This window comes from Alteromonas sp. ABH4_456 (assembly GCF_056160645.1).
The window spans coordinates 519,639-539,640 of record NZ_JBSWXO010000001.1 but is presented as its reverse complement, the minus strand read 5'-3'; the positions used below and the strand labels follow the sequence as shown (position 1 = coordinate 539,640).

Genomic DNA, 20,002 nt, shown 5'->3' with positions numbered 1-20,002 from the left:
CAGCAAAAGCTGGTCTTTTTTTTTGCCTTGAATTTACCTGCCTGAATTATTCTGCGGGAACTGCACCGGTGATCCTGCCATCATCACAAATTGTTACTTTTTCACATACTTTCCAACCTCTAATCTTGCTAGTCTGATAGTTGATTAATAAAAGGAATTATCGCTATGCAAGGAACGCTTTTCATAAAACGTGTGTCGACGGTCGCGCTTTGTGTGAGTGCGCTTACTTTTCCGGTTATTGCCAGTGCAGAAACCCTGATATCCGATGAAGCACTGGACGCCTGGTTCAGGGATGGTAAGTACGACCAGGTCATCGCGACGCTGGAATATGAAAAGAATAAGTCGGCAGAGCGTTTTTCTACTTACATCTCTGCACTGATGAAAACCGATTTGGATGACGCAGAAGAGGCAGCGGAAGATTTTATCAGTGCCTATCCGGAAAATTATCGTGTGTACATGCTCCATGCGAGTGTGATGGGCGCACAGGCAGGAGAGAGTATTTTTTCAGCGTTGGGCTATGCAAAAAAAGCCCGTAAGAGTCTGGAGAAAGCTATTGAAGTGGCTCCTGACGAAATCCGCACTTATCAGGCTCTTTTCCAGTATCACCTTTTTGTTCCATCCATAGCCGGTGGCGATATGGACACGGCAAAATCACTGGTGGCTGATATAGCAGCACTCGACCCTGACGAAGGACAGATTGCCGAAGCAAAATATTTGCTGGCCGGTGATAAAAAAGAAGAAGGCATTTCGCTCCTTAAGAAGCTGATGGAAAAACCTGAAACCCGGGTTTATGCCAGATACGTGCTGGGTGATCAATATATGAGTGATGAAGCTTACCCGCAGGCTTTTGACACCTTGCAGCCTTTGCTGACGCTGCGCCTGGAGGCCGCTTCTGAAGAAGATGAGTCTGCATGGGAGGCATACAGCGAGAATCGGTTTAACCAGTTATACGGTCTTTACCGCCTGGGGCAAACAGCGGTCCAGTCCGGTGAATATACCGGTACCGGCATTCAGGCGCTGGAGACTTACCTGAGCGAATTGCCCGAAGCCGGTATCGATACAGATGGCTTGCCTTCTCTGAACTGGGCGAATCTCCGGCTGGCTGAATTGTATCTGCATGATAATAATAAGGAGCAGGCAAAACTTACCCTTCAGCGTATCAGCGGCAAAGAAGATGAACGCTTCAGTAAACTGCTTAAGAAACTGCAGAAAAAAGTCTGACTGTCATTTCAGGCTGACAGCCCGTCACAGTATGCGAGCCCGGTAATTCTCTGCCGGGCCGGATAACGTGATAAAGTGCATATTCATCTGACTCGCGATAACAGCAACTTTAAATGCCGTGATATCGTGTCAGTCAGAACATTGTTGTTAACAGAAACAAAGGTTGGATATGCAAGATTACCCTATTGGTACCCCCGGAACGCCCTGGTCAGACACAGAGAAAAAACAGTGGCTGGATGCCCAGTCTGTTAAACGTAGCTATAAAGAAGAAGTGATTGACCGGTTGCCCGCGGTACCTGAGAATTATGAAATCACACAGTATGGTGCATTACCTTACGACGAGTCCCGCTATCCGCTTTACGTCATCAAACCAAAGTTATTCGTTAAATCCCTGCCAACCGTACTTATTACTGGTGGTGTTCATGGTTATGAAACCAGCGGCGTACAGGGAGCACTGAAGTTTGCCACAGACCATCTGGCTGAGTGGCAGGACAAATGTAACTTCGTAATTGCACCTTGTGTCAGCCCATGGGGTTACGAAACGATTAACCGCTGGGATCCCCTTGCCGTTGATCCTAACCGCAGTTTCCGCGCGGATTCTCCGGCACCTGAAGCAGCCATGCTGAAAGCGATGGTTGATGCCATTGAAGAGCCGGTCCATATGCACATCGATTTACACGAAACCACTGATACTGATAACTCCGAGTTCAGGCCGGCCCTGGGTGCGCGGGATGGTATCACTCAGGACGTCTGGGAGATCCCAGATGGTTTTTATCTGGTTGCTGACAGCGGGAAGGTTGAGCTGGATTTTCAGAAAGCGGTCATCGAAAAAGTGCGGGGCGTTACACACATCGCACCTGCAGATGAAAATAACAAAATCATCGGGGCAGAGGTGCTTTACGATGGTGTGATCAGCTATGACAAGAAATCCCTGTTTCTGTGCGGAGGCCTGACTGATGCGCCATACGTTACGACAACCGAGGTTTATCCCGACAGTCCAACAGCCTCTGATGAAATATGCAATGATGCTCAGGTTGCAGCCATCATAGGTGGTCTGGAATATATTCTGGCCGGTTAAGAACAAAATATTCTTTGTTTACACTTCCGGACGTTTGAAGGTATAGACGTCTAAATGTATAGTGTGCTTCCTGACTCAGCGAGGCACACTATGTATACTTTCAAAGCATTGATTTACGACGGCAACCGACAGCGCATCGTTTCTCACGATTGCGAAACCAAAGCTGAGTTCGAACAGTACCTGACCCGTGAGTTCGGATGCTACGTGTGTTTGTGGATTGCTCAGGACGTTAAAAACATCGCCAGTTAACCGGCGAACCTCGCAGTATCATCCTTCATATTGTATTACCCCTTACTCAACGGCTTTCATTTCATCTGTGGCAGGATGATTCGCTGCCTTTTCTCTGCTAAACTTCGCGCCCGTTTCTAAACCATACCGGCACAGTGTAAACACATGAGAATCTTACTTGCTCCCATGGAAGGGGTCGTTGACCATCTGATGAGAGACATGCTTACCCGCGTGGGGGGCTTTGATTTATGTGTGACCGAATTCGTGCGGGTGGTCGATCAAAAGTTACCGCATAAAACCTTCTATAAGCTTTGTCCTGAGTTGCATAACGGCAGTGTGACACCGTCTGGCGTACCGGTAAGGGTTCAGCTACTGGGCCAGCACCCTGAGTGGCTGGCAGAAAATGCGCAAACAGCAGTCGAGCTGGGTTCCCCCGGTGTGGATCTGAACTTCGGATGTCCGGCAAAAACCGTGAACAAAAGCAAGGGCGGGGCAGTGTTGCTGAAAGAAACGGAAACCCTTTACAACATTGTCAAAGCGGTACGGGACGCCGTGCCGGCAAATCAGCCTGTCACGGCGAAAATCAGGCTGGGTTTTGAAGATAAATCTCTAGCCATTGAAAATGCCATTGCTATTACAGAGGCAGGCGCGGACCAGCTTGTCGTGCATGCCCGCACTAAAACCGAGGGTTATAAGCCTCCTGCTTACTGGGACTGGATTGCTAAAATTCGCGCTCACACCAATATTCCGCTGGTTGCTAACGGTGAAATCTGGCATGCGGATGATGCACTGCGCTGTCAGGAGCAATCCGGCTGTACCGATTTGATGCTGGGGCGCGGCGCACTGGCCATGCCGAATCTGGCGCGGACTATCCGGGGCGAGCAGGCGGTTATGCGCTGGGAAGAAGTGGCGGACTTATTGATTCATTATTCCGGCTATGAGATTTACGGCGATAAGGGACGGTACTATCCGAACCGCATTAAGCAATGGTGTGGTTATCTTAAGCGTCAGTATCCGCAAGCGGAGACCCTGTTTAATGATATCCGTAAATTGCAAAAAGCGGATGAAATTGTCGCTGTACTGCGTCGTCAGTCCTCGCATAGCAGCGTCGCTTAATCTCACCGCATATTGTTTGTTTTCCCGCAATTGTCTAGGTTATTAATGGGGAGGGCTTTTCGACAGAAACAGCCGCAATACTCATACTAAAAACGTAAACAATAAAAAAACGGAAAACATCATGAAACACACACCAACAAAGCTGGCCTTAGCGCTGGCTTGTCTGTGTTCCACTGTTTTAGTCGCTTGTTCCGATAAGCCGGCTGAAAAGGTAGAGCAGGCGCCTTATGTGTCAATCAATACCGATCCTTATCCCGGCACTTACACACCCATAGCCGGAAAGCCCACAGTCATTACCAACGTCACCATCCTCGATGGTGTGGGTAACCGCATTGAAAACGGCATGATTTATTTTGCTGACGGGAAAATTGTAGCGACAGGTGAAACTGTTGAATACCCCGCTGATACGGTTGTTATCGACGGTGACGGAAAGTGGGTTACTCCCGGCATTATCGACAACCACAGCCACCTTGGTGTTTATCCGTCCCCTTCGGTGGGCTCTACGTCTGACGGAAACGAAATGACGAAGCCGGTAACTCCCGGCGTATGGGCTGAGCATTCCGTATGGCCACAGGATCCCGGTTTCGGCCGCGCTCTGGCGGGTGGTGTCACCTCGTTGCAAATACTGCCCGGCTCAGCGAATTTATTTGGCGGCCGTTCAGTGGTACTGAAGAACGTACCAAGCCGCACTATGCAGGATATGAAATTTCCGGATGCCCCCTACGGGATGAAAATGGCCTGCGGTGAAAATCCGAAACGTGTGTATGGTCAGAAAGGCGGCCCGATGACCCGTATGGGCAATGTTAAAGGCTATCGTCAGGCGTGGTCTGACGCTCAGGCTTATATGCGTGAATGGGACAAATACGAAGCGGATTGCGATGCAGGGAAAGATCCCAAGGCCCCGAAACGGGATCTGGATTTAGAAACCATGGCCGGCGTGCTTAATGGTGACATTCTTGTGCATATGCATTGCTATCGCGCTGATGAAATGACGGTCATGATGGACATGATGAAGGAATTTAACTATCAGATTTCCTCATTCCACCATGCTGTTGAAGGCTACAAAATTGCCGACAAGCTGGCAGAAAACAATGTGTGTGCCTCCATGTGGGCCGACTGGTGGGGCTTCAAGCTGGAAGCTTATGACGGGATCCGTGAAAACATTCCGGTGGTACACGCTGCGAAAGCCTGTGCCATTGTACACAGTGACGACGAACTCGGCATTCAGCGCTTAAATCAGGAAGCGGCCAAAGCCTGGTCTGACGGTAAACGTGCCGGCATGGATATCTCTATGGCCGATGCGTGGCAATGGCTGAGCGCCAACCCGGCAAAATCACTGGGGATTTTTGATAAAACCGGTTCTCTGGAAGCAGGAAAGAATGCCGATCTTGTATTATGGACAGGGAATCCTTTCTCGACTTACACCAAAGCTGAACAGGTCTATATCGATGGTGGCAAGGCTTACGATCTGAAGAGCCCGGACAGCTGGCCGTTAAGCGATTTTGAAGTGGGTCAGGTCGGTGAAGGAGATGTAAAATGAAGCGCTTATTAACACTTGCTGTTGCCGCAGCACTCAGTACCGGTGTAATGGCTGAGAATATTGCCATTACAGGGGCGAAAGTACTTACCCAGACAGCACAGGGCACGGTAGAAAACGGCACTGTATTGATTAAAGACGGCAAAATTGAAAAAGTGACAGCCGGCGGCAACGTGCCGGCGGGCTATACCCGTGTGGATGCCAGCGGAAAAGTTGTCACGCCCGGCTTTGTCGGTGCGTTAACCTCTCTTGGCCTTGTTGAAGTGTCGTCCTGGGCGGGCGAGGTGGATTCTTCTGCCGGAGCAACGCCTGTCAGCACAACCGGTGCGGCTCTGGATGTCACATACGCGATTAATCCTGATTCCACGCTTATCGACGTAAGCCGTATTGAAGGGGTAACCTCAGCGGCAACGACGGTACAGTACACTGACATGTTATTCCATGGCCAGGGTGCGGTGATCAGTCTTGACGACAACGCAGAGATATTAAAAAACAAAGCCTTTATGGTGGTGAACGTGGACGGTAATTCAGCCGACAGCCATGGCGGCTCAAGGGCTGCATTGTGGGTGACACTGGAAGCACTGTTTGATGAAGTCAGCAGCACGAAGTCCGTACCTTCACTGACCTCAAGCTGGGACGGTATTAACGCCCGTGCTGATATTAAAGCGCTCAAAGGTGTTGTCAGCGGTGACGTACCATTATTCATCGAAGCCGACCGTGCAGCAGATATCCGCCAGGTGCTGGCGTTTAAAAAGCGTCACCCGGCCATGCATCTTGTGTTACTGCATGGTGTGGAAGCCTGGCGTGTTGCTGATGAGCTGGCTGAGGCAGGCGTGCCGGTCATTCTTGATCCGCAGCTGAACTTACCCGGTAACTTTGAGCAGTTAGGTGCAACGTTACATAACGCGGCAAGACTGGAAGAAGCCGGAGTGAAAGTTGCCATCGGTATGGAAACTCACAATATCCGTCTGGCTGCCCAGCATGCCGGGAATGCTGTTGCCAACGGCCTGAGTTATGAAGGTGGTATCGCCAGTCTTACTTCAGTCCCTGCCGCGATTCTGGGTGTGGACGGTCAGGTTGGTTCACTTGCTCCGGGCAAACGCGCCGATGTGGTGATCTGGAGTGGTGATCCCCTTGAAGTCACAGAAGTGGCAGAACAGGTCTATATTGAAGGCGAAGCCATTGAAATGTCTTCCCGTCAAACTAAACTTCGTGACCGCTACATGAAACTGACAGAACAACCTGAAGGCGTGACTTCACATTATGTGAAGCCGTAAAGATGTAAAACAAACAAGAGGATGCCGGGCATCCTCTTTTTTGAACTGGCGGGCTCAGCTCCGGTTCAGAATGAGCGGAGCGAGTTGCTGAGCCATAAATTGTGCAATCATTGGCTGGGCTTCTGCATTAGGATGAATGCCGTCGTTTTGCATTAGTGATTTATCCAGCGCTACCTGTTGCAGGAAAAACGGGATTAAATTTATGTCATTTTCTTCTGCCACCGCGTCAAATGCATTGGCGAACATTTGTGTGTAACGACGCCCGTAATTGGTAGGAATTTCCATATCCTGTATGAATACAGTAGCCCCGGACGCTTTTGCCAGCTTAACTATTTCGTTCAGATTGGATTTTGTCTTTGTGACCGGATGACCTTGTAATCCGTCATTACCACCCAATTCTATAAGTACATGTGTTGGCTGATGTTGTTCCAGCAATCTGGGAAGTCTGGCCAGGCCGCCGTCTGTGGTTTCTCCGCTTATCGCGGCGTTTATTACATCGATCTGATGCTGTTCGTCATTCCAGATATTTTGTAACAAACTAACCCAGCCTTCCTGTTGCTTTAAACCATAGCCTGCACTTAGGCTATCACCCAGGACTAACAGTTTGAAATGCGGTGATGTTTGCTGATTTTCTGACGCAGCGTGCAGATGATCTGAAACCACCAACAGCTGTAAAAATAAAAGAGCCCATGCAAAAGCAAAGCGGCGGTATCGTTGTAACAAAAACACGGCAGTGACAACTCCTATGATTAGCACCCGAAATATTACGAAAACAGTATCTACGAGTGAAGGTGAGCTTCAGATCCTTCAATCAATTTCATTCGAAGTCAAGGCAGGTGAGTCTGTTGCCATTGTCGGCGCGTCTGGTTCCGGCAAATCCACTTTACTGAGTCTGCTGGCCGGGCTGGATGAAGTGAGCAGCGGAGAAATCCATCTCGACGGCGCTCCCCTTCATACCATGAACGAAGAGGCGCGGGCACAGCTGAGGGGAGAGAAAGTCGGGTTTATTTTCCAGAGCTTTATGCTGGTGCAAAGTCTGACAGCCATCGAGAACGTCATGCTGCCTGCGGAGATTTCAGGGCTAAGTGATGCGAAAGGCCGCGCGAAGAAAATTCTGGAACAGGTGGGCTTGTCCCACAGAGCCCATCATTACCCTAATCAGCTGTCCGGCGGCGAGCAACAACGGGTTGCTATCGCAAGAGCGTTTATCGGTCAGCCAAAAATCCTCTTTGCCGATGAGCCTACAGGTAATCTCGATGCTGCCAACAGTGAAAAAATTGAGCAGCTTTTATTTCAGATGAACCGTGAACTGGGCACGACACTGGTGCTGGTTACCCATGATAACGAGCTGGCACTACGTTGCTCACGACAGCTGACGATGCAGGCGGGGGAACTGACTGAAACCACGGTATCATCCGGTCCTGTCGCTGAGGAAGCCTGATATGGGGATGGCATTTAATTTAGCGTGGCGTTTATTTAAGCATGAGGCCCGGCGGGGTGAACTTACCATTATCCTGCTCGCTATTGTGTTATCAGTGGCGTCGGTGTTGTCTCTGTCGTTGTTCAGTGAGCGCCTTCAGGGCGCACTTACCGAGCGCTCCGCCAGCTTTATGGCTGCAGACAGTCAGTTACGCGCCTCTCAACCGGTGGATCCGGCCTGGATTGCACAGGCGCAAACAGACGGACTGGGCACTGCGACACAGGTCGCCACCCGTTCTATGGCATTCGGTGAAGAGCAGATGTCACTGGTGGATTTGCGTGCCGTAGACGGACACTATCCGTTAAAGGGTGAAATTCTGGTGACGGACTCGCCTTTCGGAGAAGCGAAGCCGGCTACAGGTTTACCTCAACCCGGCGAAGCGTGGATAGATTCGCGGTTATTTCAACTGCTGGATGTTGAGCCCGGAGGAACCGTTTATGTGGGCGACGCCGCATTTACAGTAACAAATGTGCTGTCTGAAATTCCTGATGCCGGTTTCAGCATTTTCTCAACCGACCCCATCGTAATAATCCGTGAAGCCGATTTACCGGCTGCAAATATCACCGGCCCCGGCAGCCGGGTGACGTACAAAGCCTATTTTACCGGTGATACGTCACAACTCGACACGTTTTATGAGTGGCTGCGTCCGCAGCTTGATGATGAAATTCACCGCTGGCAGTCTGTCGAAGATGATGAGTCTCCGGTCGGCCGCTCGGTGAAGCGTGCCGAACGTTATTTCCTGCTCGCCAGTCTGCTTGCCATCATTCTGGCTGCGGTGTCGATTGCCGTTGCCGCCCAGCGATACAGTCAGCGTCATTTTGACCCTGTAGCCATTATGAAAACCCTGGGGGCGAGCAAAACCACAATACGTCGCATTTACACCATGCAAATTTGTTTTATCACCCTGGTAGGCATCGTGATTGGTATTACTGCCGGCGTTATTATTCAGCAGATAGTGGTGACGGCGCTGGCTGATCAGGTGGATGTATCACTGGATGTGTGGCACTGGAGGCCGGTGCTGATTGCTGTCTTTACCGGTGTGGTTTGTGCGCTCCTGTTTTCACTGTATCCATTACTGCGCTTATTTTCAGTGCCTCCGCTGCGGGTACTGCGCCGTGATGTTGGCGCAGGAATGAGCTCAAAATCCCTGCAGTTTCTGGCCGCGGGGGGGGCAATTTTCTTACTGATGTGGACGTACAGTCAGGATTTGAAAATCAGTGCCATTCTGTTCGTGTCCGGCATTGCGCTGGTCGCCGGTTTGCTGCTTGTTACGCTGGGTCTTATCCGTGTGGGACGCAAACTGGGCAGCGGCAGCATGGGACCGTGGCAGCTGGCGTGGGCCCGTATCCGCAGGCGCTCCATGGATAACAGTGTGCAGCTTATCAGTTTCTCCGTGACCTTATTGTTGTTGCTGGTAGTGCTGGTTATGCGCAACGATATGGTCGCGCAATGGCGGGCACAGTTGCCTGAAGGCACGCCTAATTATTTCCTTATCAATATCACCCAAAGTCAGAAACCTCAGTTGCAATCGCATTTCGAGCTGGCGGACGTGGAAGCTTCTGACTTTTATCCCGTTGTACGCGGGCGGTTCGTTGCGGTGAATGATGACCGTGTGAATACGGAAGTCTCGAAAGAAGACAGGGAAGGTCCCCGTGAAGGCCGGGACGGTTTGGGCCGTGAAGCGAATCTGACATGGAGTAACACTCTGCAATTTGGCAATGAAATCGTTGCCGGTGAGTGGCAGGGTAATGCGACGTCCGCGCCGGAGGACGGGATTTATCCTGTATCTGTAGAAGAGGAAGTGGCCGGCAGGCTGGATATCCGGCTTAATGATGTGCTGACATTTAATATCGGCAGTGAAGAGGTGCAGGCGCGGGTAACCAGTTTACGAAAAGTCGACTGGCAAACTATGCAACCCAATTTCTTCTTTGTCTTGTCACCTGAAGCGATGGCGGCGTTTTCACCAACCTATATCACCAGTTTCTTCCTGCCATCGGAAAGAAAGCCGGAACTGACAGAGTTGCTGAAGCCATTCCCATCCGCCACCTTGTTTGACGTGGATGCCCGTATCAATCAGTTGCGGGATATAGTTGACCAGGTCTCGCTGGCTGTTGAGTTTATTTTGATTCTGGTACTGGCTGCCGGCGCACTGGTGCTGATAGCACAGGTCCAGGCGTCAATGGACGAGCGTCAGCAGGAACTGGCGATACTTCGTACTCTGGGAGCGAAAGGTTCGCTGATCCGCCTGAGCGTGGTATATGAATTTGTCATCATCGGCGTCGTGGCCGGGTTTATGGCCGCACTTGCCAATGAGCTCAGTCTCTATTTACTGCAAACACAAATTTTTCAGATGGAAGCATCGTTGCATCCGGAGTTTTGGGTGATTGCACCGGTGACCGGAGCGATTGTTGTGGGTGTATTGGGGGCATTGGGCTGCTGGCGTTTGCTGTCATTAAATACCACAGCGTTGCTTCGGAAAATGGTGTAACGACGCTATTGAATTTACTGCGGTACTAAGTAGCTGTACCGGCGGTATAAACCGGTTCAGAGAACAGTGTTTCACTCTCTGAACCGGCTCCTTTCCTGATATTTTCCAGTCACTGTCCCGCCAGCTGGCAGGCTTCAGATTTTCATCTTTTCTGCACAGCGTTTTTTTATTTCGTTACAAAATTTACAACACCTCTTTACGTTGCCTGTGATAACTTACGCAATATTGCCGCCGGTCGTTCTGACAATTCGTTCTCCGGCCTGAAAATAATTGCTTCGCAGTGACCACAATCATTACGTTCAACAAAATAAAAATGACACCCAGCCTGACAAAGGATTTCATCTGACAATGAATAAATCATCTGTTTTCGCACTCCTGTTTATTCTTCTTATATGTGCATGGATGGTCTCCGGACTTTTTTCATCAGAGCCCGAAGAGCAAAATCAGACTCAAAGTGAGAGCCAGCCATTTTCTGTGGAAGTGACGGTTTCTGAAGCGCAAGTTACACCAGTTTCGCTGGTGGTTCAGGGGCAAACCGTGCCGGAACGCTTACTGGAAATTAAAGCCCAGACGGCGGGACGTATTGAGCAGATTTCGGTAAGCGAAGGCGACTCTGTACAAAAGGGTGATACCTTACTGACCATTGATATGGAAGACAGACTTATTCAGCTTGAGCAGCAGGAAGCCTTGTACGAAGCCCGTAAGAAAACCTATAAGCGTTTATCGCAACTAGCTGATAAGCAGTATCAAAGTGAATCAGAGCTCGACACCGCTCTGGCAAATGTAAAAGCGTCTGAAGCCGCCATCGCGAACATCCGTTCAGATATTAATTTTGTGCGTCCTGTGGCGCCTTTTGACGGCGAAGTCCAGAGCTTGTCTGCAGAAAGCGGCGATGTGGTAAGTATCGGCGATCCGATGCTGGAGCTGGTGGACAATTCGGTACTGGTGGTTGAGATCCAAATCGCGCAACAACGGGTGAATGAAGTCAAAAAAGGGCTGCAGGCAGATATTAAGCTTGCCACCGGCGAGCAGGTATCAGGTAAAGTCCGCTTCATTGCTCCTTATGCCAGCAGTGAATCCCGTACCTATCTTGCTGAAATCGGCATACCCAATCCCGACGGAAAACTGAAATCAGGGTCCAGCGCCACGGTCACCCTGCACGTGAATGAAGTGAAAGCCCATTACGTATCTCCTGCAACCTTCACGCTGGATGCCGACGGACGAATTGGCGTGAAGTCGGTTGGTAATGACAACAAAGTGGCGTTTCATCAGGTCTCGTTGCTGCAATCTGACAATGAGGGGGCCTGGGTAACCGGTTTGCCTGATACCGTGCGTCTTATCACCACAGGGCAGGGCTTTGTGGATGCCGGTAATGTGGTGACGCCTGTTGAGAAGGCGGCCAGATAATGAATGCGATTATCGATGCGGCATTTGCCCGCACCCGTACTGTAGCGTTGGTATTCTTTGTTCTTACCATTGCCGGCGCCAGCGCTTATTTCGCCATTCCGAAAGAGTCTGAACCGGACATCACGATTCCGTTTATTTATGTCTCGGTGGTGTACGACGGTATTGCACCGGAAGACAGCGAACGCCTGCTGGTGAGGCCGCTGGAGAAAGAGCTTCAATCCATTGAAGGCTTAAAAGAAATGAAAGGGACGGCCATTCAGGGCTTTGCCTCGGTGGTGATGGAGTTTGAAGCCGGCTTTGATGCTGACCAGGCGTTGCTTGATGTCAGGGAAAAAGTCGATCTGGCCAAAGCGGAGTTGCCTCCGGGCAGTGAAGAGCCCAGAGTGACCGAAGTGAACCTGTCACTCTTCCCGGTGCTGACTGTCATGCTGTCCGGCGACATTCCTGAACGCACACTGGTGAATATTGCCCGCCGTCTGCAGGATGAAATTGAAGCTTTATCCGGTGTACTGGAAGTGGACATTGCCGGTGATAGGGAAGAATTACTTGAAGTCATTATCGACCCGGTTGCGCTGGAAACGTATAACCTGTCTTTTCCGGATGTGCTGAATTTTGTCAGTCAGAATAATCAGCTGGTGGCTGCCGGGGCTATTGATGCCAGTGCCGGCCGCATGGTGTTTAAAGTGCCGGGCGTCATTGAAACCATGCAGGATTTGGCTACCTTGCCGGTGAAAAAAGTAGGGAACACCATCGTCACCTTCGATGATGTGGCCACAATTCGCCGTACCTTCAAAGATCCCACCAGCTTCGCCCGTCTCCGGGGTGAAAAAGCCATTGCCCTTGAAGTATCAAAACGAAGTGGCGCGAATATTATCGAAACAATAGCAGACGTGCGCAATCTGGTGGAACTGGCAAGAACGCAGTGGCCGGATACCATCAAAGTAGACTATCTGCAGGACAAATCCGGTGAAATTAAGAGCATGCTGGGTGATCTCGAAAATAACGTGCTGACCGCCATTATTCTGGTGATGATAGTGATTGTGTTTGCCCTTGGTATACGGCCGAGCATCCTGGTCGGTATGGCTATTCCCGGTTCATTTCTGGCGGCCATGACGGTGATATTTTTCTTCGGCATGACCATGAATATGATTGTGCTGTTCAGCCTGATTTTGGTAGTGGGTATGCTGGTTGACGGCGCCATTGTTACCATCGAGCTGGCAGACCGGAAAATTGCTGAAGGTGAGCCGCCGAAAACTGCTTTCGCCACCGCTTCCAAACGCATGGCGTGGCCTATCATTGCTTCAACCATCACCACGCTGACCGTATTCTTCCCGCTACTGGTGTGGCCTGGCCTGGTGGGGGAGTTTATGAGTTTCCTGCCGCTGACCGTCATCATTACATTAACCGCCTCGTTATTTATGGCGCTGATATTTATCCCCGTACTTGGCGGTGTGATTACCCGTAAAGTCAGCGTTGATACCCAGTCTGATACGGTGAAATTTATCCGCATGGCGGAGAAGGGCAACCTGGATGATATTCAGGGATGGCTGGGCCGCTATCTGCGATTTTTAAAGAACATTGTAAATCATCCCGGCAAGTCCACCCTGGCGGCACTGGGTATTATGTTCATGACCTTTGTGCTTTACGGTTTCTTTGGCCGTGGCGTGTTGTTCTTCCCGGACATTGAACCTGAATATCTGCAAATTCAGGTGCAGGCACGGGGTGATTTATCTATTTATGAACGCGATAAACTGGTTAAGAAAGTCGAGACGTTTTTGTTGCAGCAGGACAATCTCGACTCGGTGTACGCCCGCACAATTGGTGGCGGTGGTGGTAATGAGTCGGAAATGCCGGAAGACGTTATCGGCGTTATCCAGCTTGAATTAAGCGACTGGGAAACCCGTCCGCCGGCGTCAGAAATCATGGCTGATATACGTGAATATGTTGAAACCATCCCCGGCATCAAAGTACAGGTACGGTTGCCCGACATGGGGCCGTCCTCCGGTAAACCGGTGGAAATTGTCCTCAGCGGGATCAGTAATGACAGTCTGATTGAAGGCACGGAACATATTCTTGCCCTAATGGAAGAAACGGGTGGTTTTGTTGATGTTGAAGACTCCCGGCCTCTGCCCAGTGTGGAGTGGCGTTTAAACGTGGACAGAGAGCTGGCAGCCCAGTACAACGTGGATGTCACCCTGCTGGGGAATGTGGTGAAGTTAATCACCAATGGTGCCATGCTGGCGGAATACCGCCCGGATGATGCCGAGGAAGAAGTCGAAATTCGTCTGCGCTTCCCGGAAACCTTCCGCAATATTGAACAGCTCTATCAACTTCGTATTCCGTCTGCCAACGGCTCTGTACCCATTGGTAACTTCGTGACCATTGAGCCTGCCCCAAAAACCGGGCGGATAAACCGTCTTGATGGTGCACGGACCTATACCATCAAGGCTGAAATTGCAGAAGGTGAGTTACTGGATCAAAAGCTGAAACAGATGCGTGAAAAGCTTATCGAATCGCCTCTACCTGCTGACGTTATGTTGTCGTTTAAGGGCGAGGATGAAGACACCCAGGAGTCAATGACATTCCTGAGTAATGCTTTTATCGGATCGATTTTCCTGATGCTGATCATTCTGGTGACCCAGTTCAACAGTTTCTATCAGGCCTTTGTGGTACTGAGCGCAATTATTTTTTCGACAGCGGGCGTGTTAATTGGCCTGATGGTCACGTCGCAATCCTTCGTGGTGGTTATGAGTGGTATCGGCACCATTGCTCTTGCAGGCATAGTGGTAAACAACAATATCGTTTTAATCGATACCTATAATGCCCTTAAGAGTGAGGGCATGGATGCCAAAGAGGCCATTCTGCGCACGGCTGCGCAGCGTGCCAGACCGGTACTGCTGACGTCCGTTACCACTATTCTGGGTTTATTGCCCATGGTGTTTGCGCTGACCATTGATATTGTCGGCCGGAACATTTCTGTGGGGGCGCCGTCAGCGCAGTGGTGGACAGTATTGTCGAGTACCATCGCCGGTGGTCTGACATTTGCGACCCTGCTCACATTGCTGCTGACACCGGCTTTGCTGATGTTGGGAGAGAAAATAAAATCCCTGACCTCAGCCAGGGATTAGAGCGGCGCCGTTACCAGAACTTTTCGAGGATGTTCTGAACAATGTTCAGGCTCATAACGTGTGTAGCAAAGGCCTGCACACGTACCTGCATTCTGTGAACCGGATAACCGCGAAACACCCACCACTTGCGGGTCGCATTATAGCGGGTCAGAAATTGCTTTTTATGCGCCGGCAGCGGTGTGGTTCCGTAACGCTCCCAGGCTTTATATGCCCCGGTGATATCTGCATAACGCATAAATCTCTGCAACCATAACGGGAAACGTTGCCAGCGCAAGCTCGACTGAAAATCAATAATGGCGGGCTTTCCCTGCTCATCAATAAGAATATTCCCCATGTTCTGCAGGTCCAGATGGACTCGTCCGGCCTCATGCATCATATGATTCCTGACCAGTGCGATTTGTTTGCCGAATTCACCCGCAGCCACAGCCGTTACTCCGTTATGTAAAATACTAAAGACACCGGCAGACTAAACAGGTTCACATCGGGGTGCAAGGCTTTTGATTTTTATACAAAAGCCTTTCGCTGGCCGGTGGCAATATTCCGGCGGATCAGATGCTGCTCTCAGCTTCAGCCATCTTTGTAGTGATAGCTGTAGCCGTTCAGGGCAGGGGCACCGCCAAGGTGAGCATAAAGTACTTTTGAGCCCTCAGGGAAGAAACCTTTTTTAGTCAGGTCGATTAGCCCCTGCATCGATTTTCCTTCATACACCGGGTCGGTGATCATGGCTTCGGTTTTAGCTGCCAGACGTATTGCTTCATTGGTTTCTTCTGACGGCACACCGTAAGCGGGATAGGCATAGTCAGGGTTGATAACAATTTCGTCTTCACGTACTTTGCGGCCAAGGCCCACCAGATCAGCCGTTTTATCAACAATGCTGGTTACCTGCTCCCGAGTTTGCTGTAAAGTGCCTGAAGCATCGATGCCAATTACGGTATCTGCACGGTCATGATTGGCAAAGCCTACAATCATGCCGCCCTGGGTAGAACCGGTCACCACACACACCACAATATAATCGAACTTAAAGCCCAGCTCTTTTTCCTGAGCAATCACCTCTTCGGCAAAGCCGATATAGCCTAAAGCACCGTATTTATGTACCGATGCACCGGCCGGAATTGCATAGGGTTTGCCGCCGGCATCTTTTACTGACTGAATCGCTTTATTCCAGCTGTCACGAATGCCGATATCAAAGCCGTCGTCCACAAGGCGGCTGTCAGCCCCCATCAGGCGGGTCATCTGAATATTACCCACGCGGTCATAAACGGCATCGTAGTGGGGCACCCATTTCTCCTGCACAACCACGCATTTCATGCCGATTTTGGCAGCCGTCGCAGCAACCATACGGGTATGGTTAGATTGCACACCACCAATTGAAACCAGCGTATCAGCACCGCTTGCAATGGCGTCCGGAACAATATACTCCAGTTTTCTCAGCTTATTACCACCCATTGCCAGACCTGAATTACAGTCTTCACGTTTAGCATAGATATCTACTTTTCCTCCCAGGGCTTCAGTCAGCCTGGGCAAATATTCGATTGGCGTCACGCCGAATGTCAGCGGGTAGCGCTCAAAATTACTGATCAATGATTTCATAATCCGGTTTCCTGTTCTTACCGGTACCTGTATTTATTTTACGGGCAGTCCGGCAGGTGGTTTGTCAGGACAAGCAACAGACTTTGTCCTTCTTGTGCGTTATACTGCACAACATAAAACAAACATAACACCGTGCGCTATAGCGCACAAATGGTTTTTTGCTATGGCCGAACAAGAATTTAAGCAACATATCGCGTTACACCTTAAAACTCTGCGAAAAGACAGAGGACTCAGTCTGGATGCTCTGGCAAAGTTGTCAGGAGTCTCTAAGGCGATGCTGGGACAAATTGAACGTCAGGAATCCAGTCCCACCATTTCAACTCTCTGGAAGATTGCCAGCGGCCTGGATGCGTCGTTTTCTGCCTTTTTTGCTTCCGGACCGGATGACAGAGAAAGCAGTGATAATTTTCCCCGGGATCCGGACATGAAAGTGAAAGCCATTTTTCCTTATTCAGCAGATACGCGGATAGAAGTCATGGAAGTATGTTTGCTGAATTTTCATGAACAACAGTCTGATCCCCATGCGCCCGGGGTGATTGAACACGTTTATGTGACAGAAGGGGCGTTATCGTTGCATGTGGACGGGGCGTGGCATGATTTAAAGTATGGTGGCAGCTTGCGTTTTCATGCCGATCAGCCGCATGTTTATAAATCCACGGCGCAAACAACCCGTTTTCAAAATATTATCTGCTATCAGGCAGGGATATCGCCCGGCAAAGACTAAGCTGAGTAACGTCTTTGCCGGGCGGGAGTGCTGGATCAGTTATTTTGCTGTTTATCTTCAGATGCCTCTTCTTCATCCAGATCCGTTACTTCAACACGACCCATGCTGACTTCATGTTTGGTACGCAGTTTCTGCAGAATTTCCAGTTGTGCTTCTGAAAAACGGAAGTTAACCGGCGTTTTCATTGCGTTGTCTTCAGCGAGGTAGTTTTGAATTGCTACCGTGTCGCCAAAGGCCTCGCCGGGTTGAGTCGCTACTACGGCATCCAGCATGGCCGCGCCGTTGGTTGCAGCCGACCGGCCGTATTTTCTGCCTTCGCCAATCAGCGCTGCCAGTGTCCAGTCTTCCATTTCGAATTCGACGTCGTCGCGGTTTGCGTATTCATCAAACATGTCACCCTGCAGATAGTCCATTAAATGGCTGACCAGTTTGGCCTGATCGTTGTCAAAAAACGGCATATTGCGCTCGTATAATGCCGACACTTCGCCGTCAAAATATGTGCCGCGGTTTGAGTTAATAAATTCACCGGCATTGTCTTCCAGCTTCCGCCACACTGTTTTTCCGGTGTAAGCAGTATTTCTGAGGCTCGGGCCACCGATATTGCCTTGCCAGAGACCATAAATAATCAGCGGATTACCAAAGTATTTTTCTTTGAGGATCGTAAACTGAATGTCGTCCAGGCTTAACGGAACACCGGCGACGTTGAGTAGTTTTTGCGCCATGATTGAGTCGTCATCACCGTAGTCGAGCACCCGCAGTAAATTGTGCTTCGGATACACTTTCATCATTTCATCCAGCAAGGTGAAATTGTAAAGGTTCAGCCAGTAAGCCAGCTGTTCATTTTTGTTCAGCAGACGTAATGGCACTTCAGCGGGCAACATTTCAAGGCTTGCGCGAATGTCAGAGATAAATTCAGCTATCAGATCTTTTTCACTTGCGCCTTTGAAATAGAACCTGTTGCCTTCCAGCGCCGTCAGTCTGTTGATGCGGGTTTTTAACCTGGTACCGACGCCTGCATCCGGACGTGGTGCTTTTTCCCGTGTGGACCAGCCACTTACAGTTACATAAGATGAGAGCAGCGCATTCAAATCATCATAGGCCACTTCCAGAGTAGAATTGGGATCGTCACCGCGAAATGGCTCAGGAATATTTTCTTCACCGGCAACAGACAGAGGAGAAGTGCCTGCGATCAGCAAAATCAGCAAGGTGTTGATTGTTTTTTTCATAGTTACATCCTTTTTACTAATTTGGAGTGATAACTATTTACCTCTGAGTCCGGACTGTCAATGCAGTTGTACGATTAATAAACGGATGTGTGTCACGAAGATGTGACAAAATGTGAACAGCACCAGTCAGCTTGATTGCCAGTGACGGGCGCCGGACTCCATGGTTAAGTTTCAGGCGTATATTTGTTGCAAAGCTGCCGGCAGGGCCGGATAGCGAAAATGGAAACCACTTTCCTGCAAACGCTCAGGAATCACATGCTGGCCGGTGATGACCATATCTGCAGCTTCACCCATCAGTATTTTCAGTACGAATGCCGGGACCATGAAGAAATCCGGCCGGTGAAGCGTTTCCGCCAGAATCCGTGTGAAGACCGCATTGGTCTCCGGTTCCGGAGCAGTAAGGTTATAAGGCCCTGAGCAGCGGTTGTTTTCGAGGAGGTGTTCAATGGCTGTTACCATGTCATCAATATGGATCCATGACAGGATCTGCGTGCCACTCGCAATTTTCCCTCCTACACCCAACTTTACCGGCATTGCCATTTTGGGTAATGCTCCCCGGTCCTTATCGAGCACGACACCGGTGCGTAACAAACATACACGGGTTGCGTCAGAGGCAGCCTGCATTGCGATTTGTTCCCAGCGCTGACAAACCTGATGGGTGAATTCATCATGTACGGTATGGTTATTCTCGGAAACCGGTTTATTTCCCTGACGGCCATAATAGCCGATGGCTGAGCCGGAAATAAAAACAGACGGCGGATGTTCACAGGCTTTCATGCGGGTAACCAGCTGCTGTGTCAGATCCCAGCGGCTATGGCAGATACGTTGTTTTTGTAACGGCGTCCAGCGTTTATCTGCAATAGGCTCACCGGCCAGATTAATGACGCCGTCAAACAGACAAAAATCTGCAATATCATGCAAACCTGCAATTACCTCAACATTGTCCGGCAACTGTTTGCGGGCCTGCTCCGGCGACCGGCTTAACACGGTGAATTGATATTTACCTGTTGTTTTATGAATAAACCGGCTGCCAACCAGCCCGGTACCGCCTGTGACAAGTATTTTCACTAATACCTCTTTAAGGTTTGGTGCACGACAACGTCAGGGACACTGAATCGGCGAAGCGCAGCGCGTGAGGCTTATCCACTTCCACTTCTGCAAACGTTACCCACGGGTGCTCTGCTGCAATGGCAAGCACATCTGAAGTCAGTTTCTCAAGCAGAGAGAAACGGTTGTCTTCCACCAGTTTTATAATCGCTTTCGTCACCGTTTTATAATTCAGAGCATCATCCATGTTGTCAGTATTGGTGGCGTTTATTGCATCGTAATGAATCTTCGCGTTGACCACGACATCCTGTTTATTTTTTATCTCGTCGTCGTTAATACCAATATAGGTGCGCAGGCGCAGGTTTTTGATCCGGATGGTTGCCTGATTCAGCGTCATGATCTCTCTCGTTATTCTGGTTATATCTATCAGCAGTATAATTTGTTAATTTGATAAC

General features: G+C 50.0%; 17 protein-coding genes. 11 read left to right on the top strand and 6 right to left on the bottom strand.

Annotation, left to right across the window (positions count from 1 at the left end; translation table 11 throughout):
• Positions 1–165: 165 nt before the first annotated feature.
• From ACXAG2_RS02475 to ACXAG2_RS02450, 6 genes are all read left to right on the top strand, one after another.
• Positions 166–1,221, top strand: a complete 1,056-nt coding sequence (locus ACXAG2_RS02475; RefSeq protein ID WP_474864300.1) for a tetratricopeptide repeat protein — start codon at positions 166–168, stop codon at positions 1,219–1,221.
• Between the two features lie 169 nt (positions 1,222–1,390).
• Positions 1,391–2,299, top strand: a complete 909-nt coding sequence (locus tag ACXAG2_RS02470) for a M14 family metallopeptidase (protein ID WP_474864299.1) — start codon at positions 1,391–1,393, stop codon at positions 2,297–2,299.
• A gap of 90 nt (positions 2,300–2,389) precedes the next feature.
• The gene (locus ACXAG2_RS02465; protein WP_303574655.1) at positions 2,390–2,548 is read left to right on the top strand and encodes a hypothetical protein; all 159 of its coding nucleotides are present in this window, start codon (positions 2,390–2,392) and stop codon (positions 2,546–2,548) included.
• Positions 2,549–2,692: 144 nt separating this feature from the next.
• A complete protein-coding gene (gene dusC, locus ACXAG2_RS02460) occupies positions 2,693–3,643 on the top strand; it encodes a tRNA dihydrouridine(16) synthase DusC (RefSeq protein ID WP_474864298.1) in 951 nt (316 codons plus the stop codon).
• A 118-nt stretch (positions 3,644–3,761) separates the two neighbouring features.
• Positions 3,762–5,183, top strand: coding sequence for an amidohydrolase (locus ACXAG2_RS02455; protein WP_474864458.1), 1,422 nt, complete (start codon positions 3,762–3,764; stop codon positions 5,181–5,183).
• Complete coding sequence (locus ACXAG2_RS02450) at positions 5,180–6,457, top strand: amidohydrolase family protein (RefSeq protein ID WP_474864296.1); 1,278 nt, start codon at positions 5,180–5,182, stop codon at positions 6,455–6,457. The genes ACXAG2_RS02455 and ACXAG2_RS02450 overlap by 4 nt, the downstream gene beginning before the upstream one ends.
• 54 nt (positions 6,458–6,511) lie before the next feature.
• Here ACXAG2_RS02450 and ACXAG2_RS02445 read toward each other — a convergent pair whose 3' ends face one another.
• On the bottom strand, positions 6,512–7,180 hold the full coding sequence (locus tag ACXAG2_RS02445) for an arylesterase (RefSeq protein WP_474864456.1): 669 nt from the start codon (positions 7,178–7,180) through the stop codon (positions 6,512–6,514).
• A 22-nt stretch (positions 7,181–7,202) separates the two neighbouring features.
• On the opposite strand from ACXAG2_RS02445, the gene ACXAG2_RS02440 reads away from it, so the two are divergent.
• From ACXAG2_RS02440 to ACXAG2_RS02425, 4 genes are all read left to right on the top strand, one after another.
• On the top strand, positions 7,203–7,898 hold the full coding sequence (locus ACXAG2_RS02440) for an ABC transporter ATP-binding protein (protein ID WP_474845393.1): 696 nt from the start codon (positions 7,203–7,205) through the stop codon (positions 7,896–7,898).
• Position 7,899: 1 nt separating this feature from the next.
• Complete coding sequence (locus ACXAG2_RS02435; RefSeq protein ID WP_474864294.1) at positions 7,900–10,425, top strand: ABC transporter permease; 2,526 nt, start codon at positions 7,900–7,902, stop codon at positions 10,423–10,425.
• 348 nt (positions 10,426–10,773) lie between these two features.
• Complete coding sequence (locus ACXAG2_RS02430) at positions 10,774–11,832, top strand: efflux RND transporter periplasmic adaptor subunit (protein WP_474864292.1); 1,059 nt, start codon at positions 10,774–10,776, stop codon at positions 11,830–11,832.
• Positions 11,832–14,960: an efflux RND transporter permease subunit gene (locus ACXAG2_RS02425; RefSeq protein WP_474864291.1), complete on the top strand. Its 3,129-nt coding sequence runs from the start codon at positions 11,832–11,834 to the stop codon at positions 14,958–14,960. Before ACXAG2_RS02430 ends, ACXAG2_RS02425 begins: the two co-directional genes overlap by 1 nt.
• A 10-nt stretch (positions 14,961–14,970) precedes the next feature.
• Here the strand turns inward: ACXAG2_RS02425 and ACXAG2_RS02420 are convergent, their stop codons facing one another.
• Together ACXAG2_RS02420 and ACXAG2_RS02415 are read right to left on the bottom strand one after the other, a co-directional pair.
• Positions 14,971–15,384 carry a protein kinase family protein gene (locus ACXAG2_RS02420; RefSeq protein ID WP_474864290.1) on the bottom strand — a complete coding sequence of 138 codons (414 nt, stop codon included), beginning with the start codon at positions 15,382–15,384 and terminating at the stop codon, positions 14,971–14,973.
• A 143-nt stretch (positions 15,385–15,527) separates the two neighbouring features.
• Positions 15,528–16,550 (bottom strand): 1-aminocyclopropane-1-carboxylate deaminase, encoded by a 1,023-nt coding sequence (locus ACXAG2_RS02415; RefSeq protein ID WP_474864289.1) that lies wholly within the window; start codon positions 16,548–16,550, stop codon positions 15,528–15,530.
• 163 nt (positions 16,551–16,713) lie between these two features.
• Here ACXAG2_RS02415 and ACXAG2_RS02410 point away from each other — a divergent pair, with 163 nt between their 5' ends.
• The gene (locus ACXAG2_RS02410) at positions 16,714–17,274 is read left to right on the top strand and encodes a helix-turn-helix domain-containing protein (RefSeq protein ID WP_474864288.1); all 561 of its coding nucleotides are present in this window, start codon (positions 16,714–16,716) and stop codon (positions 17,272–17,274) included.
• 35 nt (positions 17,275–17,309) lie between these two features.
• Here the strand turns inward: ACXAG2_RS02410 and ACXAG2_RS02405 are convergent, their stop codons facing one another.
• From ACXAG2_RS02405 to folX, 3 genes are all read right to left on the bottom strand, one after another.
• Positions 17,310–18,500 (bottom strand): DUF547 domain-containing protein, encoded by a 1,191-nt coding sequence (locus ACXAG2_RS02405; RefSeq protein WP_474864286.1) that lies wholly within the window; start codon positions 18,498–18,500, stop codon positions 17,310–17,312.
• 171 nt (positions 18,501–18,671) lie between these two features.
• Positions 18,672–19,568: a TIGR01777 family oxidoreductase gene (locus tag ACXAG2_RS02400; RefSeq protein ID WP_474864284.1), complete on the bottom strand. Its 897-nt coding sequence runs from the start codon at positions 19,566–19,568 to the stop codon at positions 18,672–18,674.
• 10 nt (positions 19,569–19,578) lie between these two features.
• Complete coding sequence (folX, locus tag ACXAG2_RS02395; protein WP_474864282.1) at positions 19,579–19,944, bottom strand: dihydroneopterin triphosphate 2'-epimerase; 366 nt, start codon at positions 19,942–19,944, stop codon at positions 19,579–19,581.
• Between the last annotated feature and the right edge of the window lie 58 nt (positions 19,945–20,002).